Raw genomic sequence first — 16,257 nt, forward strand, 5'->3', positions numbered from 1 at the left:
AGAGATGCCCGGCTCCAGGCAGGTGTCGGCCTCGTCGATGGTCGACTGATTCGCGTCGCCCGTCACAGCAACGGCAGCGTTTGCCGGATATGGTCGGCGAATGCCGCCGTCAGGTGCGACGGCCGCTTCCGGTCGAACCTCAACGTGACACCCACGGCCGGCAACGGCGGCAAATGCGGATCGCCGTTGACGATCGCGAGGTCGGCCGGCACCGCCGTCTGCGTCATCACCGCGAACGCCTGCCCCGAGCGCACCAGCGCGATCAACCCGGCGAGGCTACTGCTCGCATACGCGACGCGATAGTCGCGGCCGGCGCGGTCCAGCACGTCGCGGGCCGCGAGATGATCGAGCGTGTCGCGGTCGGACAGCGCGAGCGGCAGCGGATCGAAATGCGCGGGTTCGAGCCCCGGATAGCCGATCCAGACCAGTTGCTCGCGGCGAACGATGTCGTCGGTCGTGCCGTCGTCCGGCACGGAAATCATCGCCAGATCGACCGCACGCTTCTCCAGGTGTTCGACGAGCCGCGGCGTGGGCGCGCAGACGACTTCGACGATCGCCTGCGGATGCTGGCTCGAGAACTGCCGCAGCAGCGACGGCAGCCACACCTCGGCGTAATCGTCCGGGCAGCCGAACCGGATGGTCCCCGACAACCCCGTGCCGCACAGGTCGGCCATCGCCTCGTCGTGCAGTCGCAGGATGCGCTGCGCGTGCACGAGCAGCCGCTCGCCCGGATGCGTGAGCACCACGCCACGGCCGGTGCGCTGGAACAGCGGCTGATCGACGGCCGCTTCGAGCCGCTTCATCTGCTGGCTGAGCGCGGATTGCGTGCGGCCCACGCGCGCGGCCGCGCGGCTCAACGCGCGCACCTCGGCGATCGCGACGAACGAGCGCAGCAGGTCGATTTCGAGCGAAAGCGCCAAGGTATTAGCCCCTTTTCTAGCTTGCATTAGCACTATTCGTTTCCATCAAACCAGACGCGCGCCTAGACTGCAAGCGATCCCCGCCCTTTTGCCCGGAGCCGCCCGATGTCCCTGAACGACGACGCAACCTTCTGGCGCAACGCCAGGCAGCATCTGGTCCGCTACGGCGGCACGTTCGAGCCGATGATCGTCGAGCGCGCGAAAGGCAGCTTCGTCTACGACGCCGACGGCCGCGCGATCCTCGACTTCACGTCGGGCCAGATGAGCGCGGTGCTCGGCCACAGCCATCCGGAGATCGTGTCCGTGATCGGCGAATACGCGGGCAAGCTCGACCATCTGTTCAGCGGCATGCTGTCGCGGCCGGTCGTCGATCTCGCGACGCGCCTGGCCGACATCACGCCCGCCGGGCTCGACCGCGCGTTGCTGCTCAGCACCGGCGCGGAATCGAACGAGGCGGCGATCCGGATGGCGAAGCTCGTCACGGGCAAGTACGAGATCGTCGGGTTCGCGCAGTCGTGGCACGGGATGACGGGCGCCGCCGCGTCGGCTACGTACAGCGCCGGCCGCAAGGGCGTCGGCCCGGCGTCGGTCGGCTCGTTCGCGATTCCCGCGCCGTTCGCGTACCGGCCGCGCTTCGAGCGCAACGGCGCCTACGACCCGCTCGCCGAACTCGACTACGCGTTCGACCTGATCGATCGCCAGTCGAGCGGCAACCTCGCCGCATTCATCGCGGAGCCGATCCTCAGTTCGGGCGGGATCATCGAATTGCCGGAAGGCTATATGGCCGCGCTCAAGCGCAAGTGCGAGGAACGCGGCATGCTGCTGATCCTCGACGAAGCGCAAACGGGCGTCGGTCGCACCGGCACGATGTTCGCGTGCCAGCGCGACGGCGTGACGCCCGACATCCTGACGCTGTCGAAGACGCTCGGCGCGGGGCTGCCGCTCGCGGCCCTCGTGACGTCCGCGGCCATCGAGGAACGCGCGCACGAACTCGGCTATCTGTTCTATACGACGCACGTGTCCGACCCGCTGCCGGCGGCCGTCGGCCTGCGCGTGCTCGACGTCGTGCAGCGCGACGGCCTCGTCGCGCGCGCGAACACGATGGGCGAGCGGCTGCGGCGCGGCCTGCTCGACCTGATGGAACGCTTCGACTGCATCGGCGACGTGCGGGGGCGCGGGCTACTGCTCGGCGTCGAAATCGTCAAGGATCGCCGCACCAAGGAGCCGGCGGACGGGCTCGGCGCGAAGATCACGCGCGAGTGCATGAACCTCGGGCTCAGCATGAACATCGTGCAGTTGCCCGGCATGGGCGGCGTGTTCCGGATCGCGCCGCCGCTGACCGTCAGCGACGACGAGATCGATCTCGGCTTGTCGTTGCTGGAGCAGGCGATCGCGCGCGCGCTGTAACGGCACGCGACAGCCTCGCTTTTTGCAGGGCGATCCGTCGCGCCGGCTCGACCGACCGGCGCAACGCGTTCATGTTTCGCATTCCAGATCGATCAGCGGGCTTCGGCGGCCCATGCTTCGGCATCGGCGCCGGCCGGGATATGCATCGGGCTCGACGGATCGGTTGCCGCGCGCCACACGGCTTCGGCGACGTCCTGCGCATGGGTGATCGGCCCCGATGCATCGAGCATCCGCGCCACGGCCTTGCCGGCGAAGTCCGCATACGCTTCGTGCTCGAAGCCGTGCATGTTGGCCCGTGCGTTGTCGGCGAACCGCGTGCCGGGCGCGCGGCCCGGCAGCACGAGGTGCGCGCGCACACCGAACGGCGCGAGTTCGAGCGCCATCGATTCGGTGAACGCATTCACCGCCGCCTTGCTTGCGCGATACGCGCTGACCAGCGGCAATACCTTCAGCGTGACGCTCGACGTGACGTTCACGATCACGCCGGCGCCCCGCGCGCGAAATTGCGGCAGCACGGCCTGCGTCACCGCGATCGTGCCGATCGTGTTGGTGTCGAACAGCGCGCGCACCGTGTCGAGCGGCGTGAGTTCGGCCGGTGCGGCCGCGCCGAAGCCCGCGTTGTTGACGAGCACGTCGATCGGGCCGGCGGCATCGATCGCGACGCGAATGCTGTCCGCGTTCGTCACGTCCAGCGGCAGCACGCGCAAGCGCTCCGACGGCGGCAGCACGTCGCCGTCGGGCTTACGCATCGTCGCGACGACCTGCCAGTCGCGCGCCAGAAAATGGCGGGCGATTTCGAGGCCGAAGCCGGAAGAACAGCCGGTAATCAGTACGGTCTTCATGCGAACTCCTGGGATGTGTTGAGCACCTGTCCGTACGATAGATGGCCGCCGCCGTATTCGCTACAATCGACAATCCGCTTTTCTTTTGCGAGAGTCCGGCGATGATCGACCCGCTGACCGAAGTCGTGACGCTGCTGCAACCCGGCGCGCGGCATTCGAAGTACGTGCGCGGCGCGAGCCCGTGGGCGATCAATCGTACGGTCGCCGGCGAGCCGTTCTATTGCGCGATCCTCGACGGCGGGTGCCGGATCGCGATCGACGGGCACGCACCGATCGAACTGCTGCCCGGCGATTTCATGCTGATTCCGGCGGCCTACGGCGTCGCGATGTCGAGCCTCGAACCGCCGCCGCCGGGCGTCGACACCGCGCCGCCGGTCATGCTCGATCACGGCGAATACCGGATCGGCGATCCCGCGAACCCGGTCGACATGCGAATGATGGCCGGCAACTGCAGCTTCGGTTCGCCCGATGCGTCGCTGCTGGTGTCGCTGCTGCCCCGCTTCGTGCACGTACGCGGCGAGCCGCGGCTGACCACGCTCGTGCAACTGGTGCGCGACGAATCGCGCGCGCAGCGGCCCGCCCGCGAGATCGTGCTGGCGCGCCTGCTGGAAGTGCTGCTGATCGAGGCGATGCGGTTCACGACCGGCACGCACGCGTCGCCCGGGCTCGTGCGCGGGCTCGCCGACAGCCGCCTCGCGGCCGCGCTGCGCCGGATGCACGAACGCCCGGCGCATCCGTGGACGATCGTCGAACTCGCGAAGGAAGCCGCGCTGTCGCGCTCGACGTTCTTCGAGCGCTTCAGCCGCGCGGTCGGCGTCGCGCCGATGGAATACCTGCTCACATGGCGCATGGCGCTCGCGAAGGATCTGCTCCGCCGCAACGAAGGCCGCATCGCGGAGATTGCGGCGCGCGTCGGCTACAGTTCCGCGAGCACCTTCAGCGTCGCGTTCGCGCGGCACGTCGGTCGGCCGCCCGCGCAATATGCACGCGACGAACAGGCGGCGACGAACGAACCATGAACCGCACCCGCCTTCCCTGTTCCGCCGCCGGCAACTCCGCTCCGTCACGCCACGACGACGTGCGAGGCGCGCGATGACGACCGACGCAAAGACCGGCGGCACGACCGACCACTGGCTCGTCGCGCGCCGCGATGCGGAAACCGGCATCGAAAGCCTGCACGCCCATTTCAACGGTCACGCGTACGATGCGCACGATCACGACGACATGCTGGTCGGCTTCACCGAACAGGGCGTGCAACGCTTCCAGTGTCACCGGTCGCTGCATACCAGCGTGCCGGGCCGCGCGATCCTGATCGAGCCGGGCGCGATGCACGACGGCCACGCGCCCGAAGTCGGCGGGTTCACGTACGGGATGCTGTACCTGCCGCAGGCGTGGGTCGAGCGCGCCGCGCGCCGGCTGGACCTGCCGGGCCTCGGCAGCGTCGAAGCCACGTTCGGTCATACGCTCGTCGACGATCGCGGCCTCGTCGACGCGATCCGGAACGCCTTCTTCGCGATCCACGACAACGAAGGCCGGCTTGCGCGCGACCAGACGCTCGACCGCCTGCTGATGCGCCTCGGCAGCCAGCTGGGCAGCCCGCTCGCGCTGGAGAGCAGCGCCGTGCCGCCCGCAATCGCGCGCGTGCGCGACCTGCTGCACGCGCACATGGACGGCAACATCGGCCTCGACGAACTCGCGAGCGTCGCCGGCATCGACCGGTTCCGGCTCACGCGGATGTTCCAGCGCGCGTTCGGCACGTCGCCGCACGCTTACCTCGTGCGCTTGCGGCTGCGTGCCGCGCGCAAGCTGCTGGCCGCCGGCCGTACGCCCGCGCAGGCGGCCGCCGACGTCGGCTTCGCCGACCAGAGCCACCTCGGCCGCTGGTTCCGCCGCGCATACCGGATCACGCCGGCCGCGTACCGGCAACTCTGCACAAACGTTCCAGACTGATCGCGCACGATGTCCGATCATGGATGCTCCAACCGGGAGCAAGCATGTTCGATACCAAAGTAGCGCTGATCGTGCGCGACGATCTCGCCGCGTGGCAGAAACTCAACGTGGTCGCGTTTCTCGCGACGGGCGTCGCGGCCGGCGCGCCCGACGCACTGGGCGAGCCTTACGAGGATGCGGCCGGGCGCCGCTACGGCCGGATGCTCGGCCAGCCGATGCTGGTGTTCGCCGCCGATTTGAACGGATTGCAGGCCGCGCACCGTCAGGCGCTGTCGCGCGAGTTGACGATCGTGCCGTACGTGCGGGCGATGTTTTCGACCGGGCACGATGCGGCCAACCGCGCGGCGTTTCGCGCCGAGGACGCTGAGCATCCCGATCTGGTCGGCCTGGCGTTGCACGGGCCGAAGAAGGCCGTCGACAAGGCGGTGAAGGGGCTGGCGTTGCATGCGTGAACGCCGACATGCCCCGCCCGCCGCCTGCCGGCCGCCGTCGCCGCTCAGCGATGCGCGAGCACGTTGACGAGTTTGCCGAACGGATCGCGCACGTAAAACCGCCGCACACCCCACGGCTCGTCGGTCGGGCCGTATTCGACGGGCACGCCGGCCGCACGAACGCGCGCGAGCGCTTCATCGACATCGTCGACCTCGATCGACAGATCGGGCGTCGGCGTGCCCGACCCGCCCTGCGACGCGAAGCTGATCTGCACGTCCATCTGCTCGGTATTGCCGTAGGTCGCGATCCAACCGTGGTCCATCAGCAGGTCGAGGCCGAAGATGTGCTGATAGAAGCGCTTGGCGTCGTCGACGGACCGCGTGTCGACGTTGGCGACGATTCGTTTGACTTTCATCGGATTCCTTGACGATTCGGGCAGTCTCGCGAAGCTACACCGGAATCATTCGCGCGACCAGCGCGTCGGCAGCCGGCCGTCTTCATGTCCGCGCAGCGCGGCCGCGCAGGCCGTGCGCCGGGCTTGCCGGCCAGCCAGACACCGATCGCGACGACGACGATGCCGACGTAGGTCGTCGCGTCGATCCGGTCGCCGAACATCCATGCGGCCCATATCAGCGTTACCGGCGGTTCGAGATAGACGAGCGTCGCCACGCGCGTCGCCGGCATCCGCCCGAGCAGCGCCCACAACGACAGATAAGCGATGAAAGTCGAGAACACCGTCAGCCACACGACCGACAACCACACGTTCGGCTGCGTCGGCACGTGCAGGTCGCCCGTGGCGATCCCGCACGCCGCGAACAGCACGAGGCTCACGCAGCCCTGCACGAACAACGGTAGGACCAGCCCGTCCTCGTTCCCGCGCGTGGCCATCGACGCGCGGCGGCGCTGATAGATCGTCGCGATCGACAGCCCGAACGCGGACACCAGCGGCAGCAGGTACATCACGATCCCGACCGACCCGGCCGGCAGCGCGTATTGCCCGCCGATCACGATGCCCACGCCGACGAACCCGACGACGAGCCCGGCCCACTGGCGCGCTCCGCTGCGCTCGCTGCCGCCGAACGACGCCATCGCCGCCGTGATCAGCGGCTGCAACGCCGCGACGATCGCCGCGATGCCCGGCGGCAGCCCATGCTGGATCGGGGTGTACACGCAGGCCAGATAAAGAAACTGCGACAGGAAGCCGATCACCGCGTGATAGCGGATTTTTTCGAGCGTCAGGCGCCCGATCCGCCGATTGACGACGATCGCGACGCACAGCGTGACGAGCAGAAACCGCCAGAACAGCAGGTTGAACGCGCCGGCCGTCTCCGCGCCGAGCTTGGCGCCGATGAACCCGGAACTCCACGACAGGACGAAAACGAGTTGAAGCAGGAATAGCTGCATGGAGCGACGATTCTCGGAAAGTGGCCGGGGACAGGCGCGGGTCGCGCAGATCCTCCGGGCGAATCGGTTCGAGCCGTTGACCCGAGAATATGGGGCGCTCAATAATTCCGTCAATCGACATTACATGAATCATCGATTCGGAAAAACCAAATCATGCCGCGTACCCTGGACGTCGACCTGCTGCGCACCTTCCACGCCGTCGCGAAGCTCGGCCGCTTCAAGGATGCGGCCGTTCATGTGAACCGCAGCCCGTCGTCGGTCACCGCGCAGATTCAGAAGCTGGAAGAAATGGTCGCGCAGCGGCTGTTTACGCGAAACAATCAGGCGGTCGAGCTCACCCAGTTTGGTCACAAGCTGCTGAGCGACACCACCGAGTTTCTGCTGAGCCACGACCGGCTCGTCGAATCGCTGTCGCCGCAGATGCTGACCGGCAAGCTGCGGCTCGGCATCCCCGATTCCTATGCGGCGCACTTCATGGCGGAATTCCTGCCGCGCTTCGCCGCCGACCGGCCGCTGCTCGAACTGACGGTCGAAGCGCGCTCCAGCGACGAGTTGCAGCAGCTGTTCGCGCGCGGCCAGCTCGACATCACGATCGCCGTGGTACCGAAAGCGCCGCCGCACGCCGAGCTGCTCGGCAAGACCCATCCGGTGTGGGTCGCCGCGCGCACGTTCAAGTTCGATCCCGACGCGCCGCTGCCGATCGCGGTGCAACTACAGGGCTGCCCGTACCGCGACGTCGCATTGAGTGCACTGAAGAAGGCGAAGATCGCACACCGGCTGCTGCTCGAAAGCGCCAGTTCGCCGGCGGTCGAAGCGTGCATCGCGAACGGCCTCGCGGTCGGCCTGATCGAGCATGAGCGCGTGTCGGGCAACCTGACGAGCCGCGTCGCCGGCATCGTGCTGCCCGATCTGCCGCCGCACCTGGTCACGGTGCTGACCGACGACAGCAATCGCGCCGCGCGGCATCTGCGCGACGTGCTGAAAAGCACGTTCAGGATCGGATAGGGAAGACGAGGCCGGGAACCGGCCTCGCCAGCGGACGCGAACAGCCAGGCAAAACTGCCGCCGGCCCGTTGCAGGCCGGCGGCTTTCTCTCGTCAACCGCCCAGATACGCCTGCTTGATCCGGTCGTTCGCGAGCAGGTTCGCGCCCGTGTCGGCCAGCACCACGCGCCCCGTTTCGAGCACGTAGCCGCGATCGGCCACGCCGAGCGCCTTGTTCGCGTTCTGCTCGACCAGGAACACCGTGACGCCTTCGTCGCGGATCGTCCGGATGATGTCGAAGATCTGCGCGATCACGAGCGGCGCGAGGCCGAGTGTCGGCTCGTCGAGCAGCAGCAAACGCGGCTTGCTCATCAGCGCGCGGCCGATCGCCAGCATCTGCTGCTCACCGCCCGACATCGTGCCGGCTCGCTGCGTCGCGCGTTCCTTCAGGCGCGGAAACAGCTTGAACACGTGCTCGATGCCGTCGTCGATCTCGTGACGGCTCGCGAAGAAGCCGCCCATCTTCAGGTTCTCGAGCACCGTCAGGCTCGGGAACACGCGCCGCCCTTCGGGCGAGATCGCCATCCCCTGCCGCATGATCTGGTGCGTCGACATCGCAGTGATGTCGTTGCCTTCGAACAGCACGCGGCCCGACGACGCGCGCGGCGTGCCGCACACCGTCATCATCAGCGTCGTCTTGCCGGCGCCGTTGCTGCCGATCAGCGTGACGATCTCGCCCTTGTTCACCTCGATCGACACGCCCGCGAGCGCCTCGACCGCGCCGTAGTGCGTATGGACCTGTTCCAGCTTCAGCATCACTCTTCCCCCAGATACGCCTTGATCACGCGCGGGTCGTTGCGGACCGCTTCCGGCGTGCCGATCACGATCGGCCGGCCGTGCTCCATCACGAGGATGCGGTCCGACACGCCCATCACGAGGCTCATGTCGTGCTCGATCAGCAGCACCGATACGCCGAACTCGCGGCGCAGCTTGTCGATCAGATGCTGCAGCTCGATCTTTTCCTGCGGGTTGAGACCGGCCGCCGGCTCGTCCAGCATCAACAGGCGCGGCTCGGTGATCATGCAGCGCGCGATTTCCAGGCGCCGCTGGTGCCCGTACGACAGCGTGCCCGCCGGCCGGTTGGCGACCGACGTCAGCCCCATCCGGTCGAGCCACACGGCCGCGCGTTCGAGCGCTTCCTTCTCGGCGTGACGATACGCGGGCGTCGCGAACAGCCCGTGCAGCAGCCCCGCCTTCACCTTGCGGTGCTGCGCGACGAGCAGGTTCTCGACGACGGTCAGCGACTTGAACAGGCGGATGTTCTGGAACGTCCGCACGAGGCCCTTCAACGCGATCTTGTGGCTCGGCAGCCCCGCGATCGCGTGGCCGTCGAGCACGACGTCGCCGCCGGTCGGCTTGTAGAAGCCGCCGACGCAGTTGAACACCGTGGTCTTGCCCGCGCCGTTCGGCCCGATGATCGCGAACACCTCGTCGCGGCGCACGTCGAAATCGATGCCGTCCACCGCGAGCAACCCGCCGAAGCGCATCTGCAGCCCGGCGACCTTCAACAGTTCTGCATTCGCGCTCATTGCGGCAGCTCCACGTGGGGACGGCTCGCGGGCAGCAGGCCCTGCGGACGCCACATCATCATCAACACCATCACCAGACCGAAGATCAGCATCCGGTACTCGGCGAACCCGCGCGCGACTTCCGGCAGCACGGTCAGCAAGATCGCCGCAAGAATCACGCCGAGCTGCGAGCCCATCCCGCCGAGCACGACGATCGCGAGGATCAGCGCCGATTCGATGAAGGTGAACGATTCGGGATTCACGAGGCCCTGACGCGCCGCGAAGAACGCGCCGCCGATACCCGCGAACGCCGCGCCGAGCGTGAACGCCGACAGCTTGATGCGCGTCGGGTTCAGGCCGAGCGAACGGCACGCGATCTCGTCGTCGCGCAGCGCTTCCCACGCGCGGCCCATCGGCATGCGGATCAGGCGGCTCGTGACGAACAGCGTGAAGCCCACCAGCAGCAGCGCGATCAGGTACAGGAAGATCACCATGTGCTCGCCGCTGTATTCCAGCCCGATCAGTTCATGGAAGGTCTTCGCCCCTTCGACGCTCGCCGAGCGCGCCATCTCGAAGCCGAATACCGTCGGCTTCGGAATGCTCGAGATGCCGTCCGGGCCGCCGGTGAGGCTCGTCAGGTTGTTCGCGAGCAGGCGAATGATTTCGCCGAAGCCGAGCGTGACGATCGCGAGATAGTCGCCGCGCAGGCGCAGCACCGGGAAGCCGAGCAGGAAGCCGAACGTCGCCGCGGCGATCGCCGCGATCGGCAGACACTCCCAGAACGACAACCCGAAATACTGGTTCAGCATCGCGTACGTATAGCCGCCGACCGCATAGAACCCGACATAGCCGAGATCGAGCAGCCCTGCGAAACCGACCACGATGTTCAGCCCGAGGCCGAGGATCACGTAGATCAGCGCGAGCGTCGCGACGTCCACCGCGCCGCGCGAGCCGAAGAACGGCCACACGAGCCCCACCGCGAGCAGCACCCAGATGATCGCGCGCTGCTGCCGCGCGCCCATCGCAGGCGCCGCCGGCAGCTTCACGGCCGCTTTCGCGCGCATCAGCCACGGCTTGAACAACTGGAACAGGAATACCGCCGCCACGGCGATCCACACCGGGCGCCAGTGCGGCGTCAGCACGACCTGGTAGCCGTCGAGCTTCAGTTGCAGCCCGAGCACCGGAATCGTGAGGATCGCCGTCAGGATCGCGGCAGCCACCGCATTCTTCAGCGCCTGGCCGATCGAAGCATCGGCGGCCGGGCGGCGAACGGAAATGACTTGACTCATCTGCGTCTCCCTCAAACCTTTTCGATGTCCGACTTGCCGAGCAGGCCGGTCGGGCGGAAGAGCAGGATCAGCACGAGCAGGCCGAACGCGACGACGTCCTTGTACTCGGCCGGCATGTAGCCCGCGGCGAAGGTTTCCGCCAGGCCGAGCAGCACGCCGCCGAGCATCGCGCCGGGGATGCTGCCGATCCCGCCGAGCACCGCGGCGGTGAACGCCTTGATGCCCGCGACGAAGCCGATATACGGATTCAGCTTGCCGATCGTCAGCCCGATCAGCACGCCGCCGACGGCCGCCAGCATCGCGCCGAGCACGAACGTGAACGAGATCACGCGGTTCGTGTCGATGCCGAGCAGGTTCGCCATCTTCATGTCCTCGGCGCATGCGCGGCACGCACGGCCCATCCGCGAATGCGAGATGAACAGTGTGAGCGCGATCATCAGCACGAGCGTCACGCAGACGATCAACAGGCGCGCATACGGAATCGTCACGTCGTAGTCGCCGCCGAGATGGATGTCGAATGCGCCGGAGATCAGCACCGGCACGGACACGTCGCGCGCGCCCTGGCCGATCTGCACGTAGTTCTGCAGAAAGATCGACATGCCGATCGCCGAGATCAGCGGCACGAGGCGCGGGCCGCCGCGCAGCGGCCGATACGCGACGCGCTCGACCGCGAAGCCGTACAGGCCCGTGACGATCACCGACACGATCAGCGCGGCGCCGAGCACGAGCGGCAGCGGATAGCCGGCGGAGATGCCGATTGCGGTCAGGGTCACGAGGCCCACGTAGGCGCCGATCATGTAGATCTCGCCGTGAGCGAAGTTGATCATGCCGATGATGCCGTAGACCATCGAGTAGCCGATGGCGATCAACGCATAGATCGCACCCAGCGTCAGGCCGTTGACCAGTTGCTGGGCGAATTGAGGAAAGAAGTCAGTCATGTGCGGGAAGCTCCCGTTGGCATTGGGTCGCATGCCTGCGCCGGATCACGGCGATCGGCCGCGCGCAACGCACGGTGTCGTCTCGGGCCGCCCGTCGGCCGCGGAACGGCCAAATGCGCACGCGCTCCGCCCGGGTGACGGGCAGAGCGCGTGTGCGGGGCGGGTACTCCGTATTACTTGGCGGCGGTCTTCGTCGCGTCCTTGTGCCACGTGTAGACGACGAACTTGAACGCCTTCAGGTCGCCCTGTGCGTCATACGCGACCTTGCCGATCGGCGTATCGAACGTCGTCTTGTGCATGTACGCGGCGACCTTCGTCGGGTCCGTCGTCTTCGCGCCCGCGATCGCGTCGGCGATGATCTTCACCGCGGCGTACGACGGCATCTGGAACGGGCCGTTCGGATCGCGCTTCTTGTCCGCGAACGCCTTCACGAGCGCCGCGTTGGCCGGATCGGCCGAGAAGTCGGCCGGCAGCGTGACCAGCATGCCTTCCGACGCCGGGCCGGCGATCGCCGTCACGTCCTTGTTGCCGACACCTTCAGGCCCCATGAACGTCGCCTTCACGCCCTGCTCGCGCGCCTGGCGCATCAGCAGGCCCATTTCCGGGTGGTAGCCGCCGAAGTAGACGAAATCGACGCCTTGCGACTTCAGCTTCGTGATGATCGCCGAGTAGTCCGAATCGCCGGCGTTGATGCCTTCGAACAGCACGACCGGGATCTTCGCGGCTTCGAGGTCCTTCTTCACCGACGACGCGATGCCCTGGCCGTACGACTGCTTGTCGTGCAGGACCGCGACCTTCTTCGGCTTCACGTTGTTGATGATGTAGTGCGCGGCGGCCGGGCCTTGCTGGTCGTCACGGCCGATCGTGCGGAAGATGAAGTGACGCTTCTTGCCTTCGGTCAGCTGCGGCGCGGTGGCCGACGGCGTGACCATCACGATGCCTTCGTTCTCGTAGATGTCCGACGCGGGAATCGTCGAACCCGAGCACACGTGACCGATCACGTACTTGATCTTCTGGCTGACGATCTTGTTGGCGACGGCGACGGCCTGCTTCGGTTCGCACGCGTCGTCCATCAGCACGACTTCGAACTTGTTGCCGCCCGCACCGCCTGCCGCGTTGATCTGTTCGATCGCGGTCAGCGCGCCGGCCTTCACCATGTCGCCGTATTGGGCGACCGAGCCGCTCATCGGACCAGCGATGGCGATCTTCACGGTTTCCGCTTGCGCGGCGGCGGCGCCCGCGGCGAACAGCACGGCGGCGACGGAAATGGACGTAAGACGGGACAGCGTCATCTGGGAGCTCCTCGATGTTGTTTAGTCATACGGGCAAAGGCGGCATGACTTGCGCAATCGAACAGCACCCGGGGCGAGGACATGGGACACGCCCGAGACACATAGAAGACGGAACTCCGGCGGAATGTTGCGTAGCGGGGCCCGGCTCTTGCAGTCCCCAAAGGGGACGTCTGGTTCGGAAAGACATCGTGATGCGTCTTGCATTGCGCAAGCGTTTCGCCTGCCCCGCTTGCCAAATCGCTGGTTCGGAGGGATGGTCCGACAGCTGTTGGCAAGGCAGCCGAAATTATATGGGCGTTTTTCAATCGTCTGTCAAAAATGCCTGTCGATTGAGGGAAAACACGTATGTTTTCGAGATGGGTGGGTAGCGACTGCGGCGCAACCTCGGCGGGGCGAGAACGTTTGCTTCGAGTGCAATTCGGGTTGCTATTCGGTACGGGGATCGGGGCGGATTCCTTGCTGGGCGGGGTGTTCGGCGATGGGGGATTCGCGCCGGCGCATTTTTCGAGCTGCCGGCGGCCCGGGCGCTGGAAATCAATCGACTGATGATTGTGGGCGTGCGCACCAGGACGGGGCGCTGCGCGAGGCGGGAAAAATTTCCGTTTAGCGGGGAAACTAAACAAGCTGAAAGCTTTTTGATATATCCGTGAAATAATGCGAACTCGTTTCTGCAATCCAGCCAGCCTTCGTGCAAGTCGCGCCCGCCGCGCCTCGCAATCGCCCCAGGGCCGCGTCGACACCCGCTCGTCGCTCAGCCGCCAGCCAGTGATCTGCCGTTTTGTTCAATGCACATCACCTGCTTCGGATCGCCCATGAATTACTCCGTCCGCCTCTCTTCCGCCGCCGCGATCGCGTGCGCGCTTTCTGTTTCGACTGCCCATGCTTCGGGACGCGATGCGCTGACCGATCGGTCGGCCGGTGCCAATGTATTTTGATCGGAGCGGCGTGCTGCTGCTCGGGAGGATGGGCACGCGGCACGGATGAACCGCCGACGTGTGCAGTTCGCTGCGCCTGCCGAACGTAGCCCGTTCGATACGCCGGATACGCGGCCGTTGCGGGTGACGAGCGATGCGCTCGTGGCATCGCCGCCCTCCTTTAAACACGAACCCGATTTTGTCTCGGCTCCGAACCGTATCGCGCTTGGCGCGGGCGGGAGCGATAGTTTGGGTCGCGTAGGGCCCGGGTATGTGCAGCGCGAACAGAACTGGAATGAATACCTGCGCGCGAACGGCTCTCGGTCAGTTGGAGGTAGGGGTGCGTATGCGCCCCAGCGGCCGTACGATGCGCCGCGCGGTCCGCACGGCGTGCCGAATCCGTTCGATCCGTCGGTGCCGCAACCGGAGACGCGAACGTTCTATGACAACGGATCGGGGACGAAATGCACGGCTACCGGCGGTGCGGGGACGTCACGATCGTCTTGCGATATCGCTTGGTGATGCGGGGTTTAGGGTGGCTGCCGCTTGCGGCTGCTCTACCCTGTCCGGCGCGCTGCGTGATGTCGCGCAGCGCGGCCGCATCTCGCGGCGTTGCGCTTACAGCTGCGTGATGATCAGCCTACCTGGCTCAATCTCGATCCTCGCCTTGCGGGGCAACGACGCCCAATTACAGTCTTGCATATCCAGCACCACAGGCACATGACTGCCCTTGGTCACCACGCCCTTTTTGCCGACGGGCCATATGGAATTTAATTTAAATAACTCTATTCCATGATCCATTTTCCGCCCTCTCAGGTTCCACGAATACCCAAATCGAATGACACTGAGCGCAACGATAGTACATTGCAGAACCTGCCGAGCCTGGGCCCTCGGAATCAAAAAGCGGCGGAACGATTTCCGTAAGAATTCCGTTTGCAACAGTAGCATCACGGCGTTGTGAATATTGCTGATACTCCATGCGCGACACGAACTGCTTGGGCAACCCGATACCACGGCAGTGCGTGCACGCGGGCAGCAACTGAGCGATCGCTCCGTTGCTCTGGGCTTCGCTTCCCCGCCGAAGTTTCAGCAACTGACCTCGTGGAATTTGTGCTTCGACGCGTGCTCCTTGGTTATCTAACCATGCGCGTAGCTGTTGCAAATCAACACCTCGATCGCGGTAGCGCCGAAACATATCTTGAATATCTTGATCCATGACGGTCACATTGATTTGTCGACCGGAATAATCCAGTCGTCAGACCACGATTTCGTTGTTCCCATGAACTGATTCTGTCCACCGGATCCTGCTGCCGGATAGAACGACGTTTCTGGTTCCCATCCAACCGAATGTAGCTGAGCCCGGTCTCATCGTCTGCCCATTGACCAGGGAAGCGTAGCGTCGTGTCGATCGGCGTGTTCTGTATGTTGTTCGCTGCTCGCCTAACCGGCAGCAGTTTTCCCCACAACGAATACGCGGCCCTCCACATCGGCTGGCCTTGTTCGTCGAGCACTGCTCTCGGCAGGCCGATCTGGTCGGTCAGGATCGGATATAGACCATCCTCGGTCTCCTGCGCGAGAGACGAGAAACTGCCCGGCTCGATATGGATGATGGATATGCGGCGCGGATGAGCCGCCGACGCGTGCAGTTCGCTGCGCCTGACGAACGTAGCGCGTTCGATACGCCGGATACGCGGCCGTTGCAGGTGACGAGCGATGCGCTCGTGGCATCCCCGCCTTCTTTTAAACACGAACCCGATTTTGTCTCGGCTCCGAACCGCGTCGCGCTCGGTGCGGGTGGGAGCGATAGTTTCGGTCGCGCAGTGCCTGGGTATGAGCAGCGCGAGCAGAACCGGAATGAATACCTGCGCGCGAACGGTTCCCGGTCAGCCGGAAGTGGCGGCTCGTATGCGCCCTCGTATTCGAAGTTATAAAGTAGATCAGACCATTGTCATCAACACCGCGCATAGCTTCGAGCTCGGGAATCAGCACGTCAGCAAAACTATCGATCCAAGAAAATCCTACAAGATTCTTTCGGAGGCTTAGATCCGGTTGCAGCATGCCCGCTTCACGGAAGTCATCGTCAATCCAGTCAATTCCGGTATCGTCTCGAAACTGATTGGAAGCGTCACCTTTCTCGTCGCAAGCGTTCTCGATGTAGTCCGTAAGATCATCGTCGTCAGCGAACTTTCCAACCCAGACAGATACTTTGTTAGCTTTTTCCATTCCTCCCTACTCCGTCGGCGGCGGAAGACCCACGGACAGGTCGTCGACGCCATTAGCGAGACGATAATTTCCCCAGATCCGCAAACGTGTAATTT

At 65.5% G+C, this 16,257-nt stretch carries 16 protein-coding genes and 2 pseudogenes; 6 read left to right on the plus strand and 12 right to left on the minus strand.

All coding sequences use genetic code 11. The features are described from left to right. Positions 1-62 precede the first annotated feature (62 nt). Entirely contained in the window at positions 63-947 is an 885-nt protein-coding gene (locus WS54_RS09850; RefSeq protein ID WP_059786097.1) for a LysR family transcriptional regulator, read from the minus strand. A gap of 78 nt (positions 948-1,025) precedes the next feature. Between WS54_RS09850 and WS54_RS09855 the strand changes: the two genes are divergently transcribed. Next, positions 1,026-2,327 (plus strand): aspartate aminotransferase family protein, encoded by a 1,302-nt coding sequence (locus WS54_RS09855; RefSeq protein WP_059786099.1) that lies wholly within the window; start codon positions 1,026-1,028, stop codon positions 2,325-2,327. 92 nt (positions 2,328-2,419) lie between these two features. Here WS54_RS09855 and WS54_RS09860 read toward each other — a convergent pair whose 3' ends face one another. Next, the gene (locus WS54_RS09860) at positions 2,420-3,169 is read right to left on the minus strand and encodes an SDR family oxidoreductase (RefSeq protein ID WP_059786102.1); all 750 of its coding nucleotides are present in this window, start codon (positions 3,167-3,169) and stop codon (positions 2,420-2,422) included. Between the two features lie 41 nt (positions 3,170-3,210). Between WS54_RS09860 and WS54_RS09865 the strand changes: the two genes are divergently transcribed. From WS54_RS09865 to WS54_RS09875, 3 genes are all read left to right on the plus strand, one after another. Beyond that, positions 3,211-4,188 (plus strand): AraC family transcriptional regulator, encoded by a 978-nt coding sequence (locus tag WS54_RS09865; protein ID WP_059786105.1) that lies wholly within the window; start codon positions 3,211-3,213, stop codon positions 4,186-4,188. A 73-nt stretch (positions 4,189-4,261) separates the two neighbouring features. Beyond that, on the plus strand, positions 4,262-5,119 hold the full coding sequence (locus WS54_RS09870; protein ID WP_059786108.1) for an AraC family transcriptional regulator: 858 nt from the start codon (positions 4,262-4,264) through the stop codon (positions 5,117-5,119). Positions 5,120-5,163: 44 nt separating this feature from the next. Continuing rightward, on the plus strand, positions 5,164-5,571 hold the full coding sequence (locus WS54_RS09875; RefSeq protein WP_034204318.1) for a DUF2000 domain-containing protein: 408 nt from the start codon (positions 5,164-5,166) through the stop codon (positions 5,569-5,571). 44 nt (positions 5,572-5,615) lie between these two features. On the opposite strand, the gene WS54_RS09880 is transcribed toward WS54_RS09875, so the two are convergent. Then, entirely contained in the window at positions 5,616-5,966 is a 351-nt protein-coding gene (locus WS54_RS09880) for a VOC family protein (protein ID WP_059786109.1), read from the minus strand. A 71-nt stretch (positions 5,967-6,037) separates the two neighbouring features. Beyond that, positions 6,038-6,955: pseudogene (locus tag WS54_RS09885) on the minus strand (DMT family transporter); the annotation flags it as partial. Positions 6,956-7,108: 153 nt separating this feature from the next. On the opposite strand from WS54_RS09885, the gene WS54_RS09890 reads away from it, so the two are divergent. Then, positions 7,109-7,960: a LysR family transcriptional regulator gene (locus WS54_RS09890; protein ID WP_034204316.1), complete on the plus strand. Its 852-nt coding sequence runs from the start codon at positions 7,109-7,111 to the stop codon at positions 7,958-7,960. Positions 7,961-8,052: 92 nt separating this feature from the next. Here WS54_RS09890 and WS54_RS09895 read toward each other — a convergent pair whose 3' ends face one another. The 5 genes from WS54_RS09895 to WS54_RS09915 form a co-directional block, all read right to left on the minus strand. Next, a complete protein-coding gene (locus WS54_RS09895) occupies positions 8,053-8,754 on the minus strand; it encodes an ABC transporter ATP-binding protein (RefSeq protein ID WP_011694813.1) in 702 nt (233 codons plus the stop codon). After that, the gene (gene livG / locus WS54_RS09900; protein ID WP_034204315.1) at positions 8,754-9,527 is read right to left on the minus strand and encodes a high-affinity branched-chain amino acid ABC transporter ATP-binding protein LivG; all 774 of its coding nucleotides are present in this window, start codon (positions 9,525-9,527) and stop codon (positions 8,754-8,756) included. Before livG ends, WS54_RS09895 begins: the two co-directional genes overlap by 1 nt. Next, positions 9,524-10,795 carry a high-affinity branched-chain amino acid ABC transporter permease LivM gene (locus WS54_RS09905; protein ID WP_034204314.1) on the minus strand — a complete coding sequence of 424 codons (1,272 nt, stop codon included), beginning with the start codon at positions 10,793-10,795 and terminating at the stop codon, positions 9,524-9,526. The genes livG and WS54_RS09905 overlap by 4 nt, the downstream gene beginning before the upstream one ends. Positions 10,796-10,806: 11 nt before the next feature. Then, positions 10,807-11,733, minus strand: coding sequence for a high-affinity branched-chain amino acid ABC transporter permease LivH (gene livH / locus WS54_RS09910; protein ID WP_034204313.1), 927 nt, complete (start codon positions 11,731-11,733; stop codon positions 10,807-10,809). Between the two features lie 173 nt (positions 11,734-11,906). Then, the gene (locus WS54_RS09915; RefSeq protein WP_034204312.1) at positions 11,907-13,025 is read right to left on the minus strand and encodes a branched-chain amino acid ABC transporter substrate-binding protein; all 1,119 of its coding nucleotides are present in this window, start codon (positions 13,023-13,025) and stop codon (positions 11,907-11,909) included. Between the two features lie 812 nt (positions 13,026-13,837). On the opposite strand from WS54_RS09915, the gene WS54_RS34375 reads away from it, so the two are divergent. Further along, on the plus strand, positions 13,838-13,960 hold the full coding sequence (locus WS54_RS34375) for a hypothetical protein (protein WP_257792056.1): 123 nt from the start codon (positions 13,838-13,840) through the stop codon (positions 13,958-13,960). Positions 13,961-14,714: 754 nt separating this feature from the next. On the opposite strand, the gene WS54_RS09925 is transcribed toward WS54_RS34375, so the two are convergent. The 3 genes and pseudogenes from WS54_RS09925 to WS54_RS09940 all read right to left on the minus strand — a co-directional run bounded on the left by WS54_RS09925 (position 14,715) and on the right by WS54_RS09940 (position 16,162). Then, entirely contained in the window at positions 14,715-15,155 is a 441-nt protein-coding gene (locus tag WS54_RS09925; protein WP_236872714.1) for a hypothetical protein, read from the minus strand. A gap of 133 nt (positions 15,156-15,288) precedes the next feature. Then, a pseudogene (locus WS54_RS34510) lies at positions 15,289-15,543 on the minus strand (RHS repeat domain-containing protein); the annotation flags it as partial. A 136-nt stretch (positions 15,544-15,679) separates the two neighbouring features. Further along, positions 15,680-16,162 (minus strand): immunity 22 family protein, encoded by a 483-nt coding sequence (locus WS54_RS09940; protein WP_082725196.1) that lies wholly within the window; start codon positions 16,160-16,162, stop codon positions 15,680-15,682. Between the last annotated feature and the right edge of the window lie 95 nt (positions 16,163-16,257).

The sequence above is a fragment of the Burkholderia sp. NRF60-BP8 genome, from assembly GCF_001522585.2.
GTDB lineage: Bacteria > Pseudomonadota > Gammaproteobacteria > Burkholderiales > Burkholderiaceae > Burkholderia.

Bases quoted from the DNA above. Each gene is read 5' to 3' on its own strand.
- WS54_RS09875 (WP_034204318.1), top strand. From the start codon at position 5,164: ATGTTCGATACCAAAGTAGCGCTGATCGTGCGCGACGATCTCGCCGCG.
- livG (WP_034204315.1), bottom strand. From the start codon at position 9,527: ATGAGCGCGAATGCAGAACTGTTGAAGGTCGCCGGGCTGCAGATGCGC.
- WS54_RS09855 (WP_059786099.1), top strand. From the start codon at position 1,026: ATGTCCCTGAACGACGACGCAACCTTCTGGCGCAACGCCAGGCAGCAT.
- WS54_RS09905 (WP_034204314.1), bottom strand. From the start codon at position 10,795: ATGAGTCAAGTCATTTCCGTTCGCCGCCCGGCCGCCGATGCTTCGATC.
- WS54_RS09880 (WP_059786109.1), bottom strand. From the start codon at position 5,966: ATGAAAGTCAAACGAATCGTCGCCAACGTCGACACGCGGTCCGTCGAC.
- WS54_RS09895 (WP_011694813.1), bottom strand. From the start codon at position 8,754: ATGCTGAAGCTGGAACAGGTCCATACGCACTACGGCGCGGTCGAGGCG.
- WS54_RS09865 (WP_059786105.1), top strand. From the start codon at position 3,211: ATGGCCGCCGCCGTATTCGCTACAATCGACAATCCGCTTTTCTTTTGC.
- livH (WP_034204313.1), bottom strand. From the start codon at position 11,733: ATGACTGACTTCTTTCCTCAATTCGCCCAGCAACTGGTCAACGGCCTG.
- WS54_RS09850 (WP_059786097.1), bottom strand. From the start codon at position 947: ATGCAAGCTAGAAAAGGGGCTAATACCTTGGCGCTTTCGCTCGAAATC.
- WS54_RS09870 (WP_059786108.1), top strand. From the start codon at position 4,262: ATGACGACCGACGCAAAGACCGGCGGCACGACCGACCACTGGCTCGTC.
- WS54_RS09890 (WP_034204316.1), top strand. From the start codon at position 7,109: ATGCCGCGTACCCTGGACGTCGACCTGCTGCGCACCTTCCACGCCGTC.
- WS54_RS34375 (WP_257792056.1), top strand. From the start codon at position 13,838: ATGAATTACTCCGTCCGCCTCTCTTCCGCCGCCGCGATCGCGTGCGCG.
- WS54_RS09925 (WP_236872714.1), bottom strand. From the start codon at position 15,155: ATGGATCAAGATATTCAAGATATGTTTCGGCGCTACCGCGATCGAGGT.
- WS54_RS09860 (WP_059786102.1), bottom strand. From the start codon at position 3,169: ATGAAGACCGTACTGATTACCGGCTGTTCTTCCGGCTTCGGCCTCGAA.
- WS54_RS09915 (WP_034204312.1), bottom strand. From the start codon at position 13,025: ATGACGCTGTCCCGTCTTACGTCCATTTCCGTCGCCGCCGTGCTGTTC.
- WS54_RS09940 (WP_082725196.1), bottom strand. From the start codon at position 16,162: ATGGAAAAAGCTAACAAAGTATCTGTCTGGGTTGGAAAGTTCGCTGAC.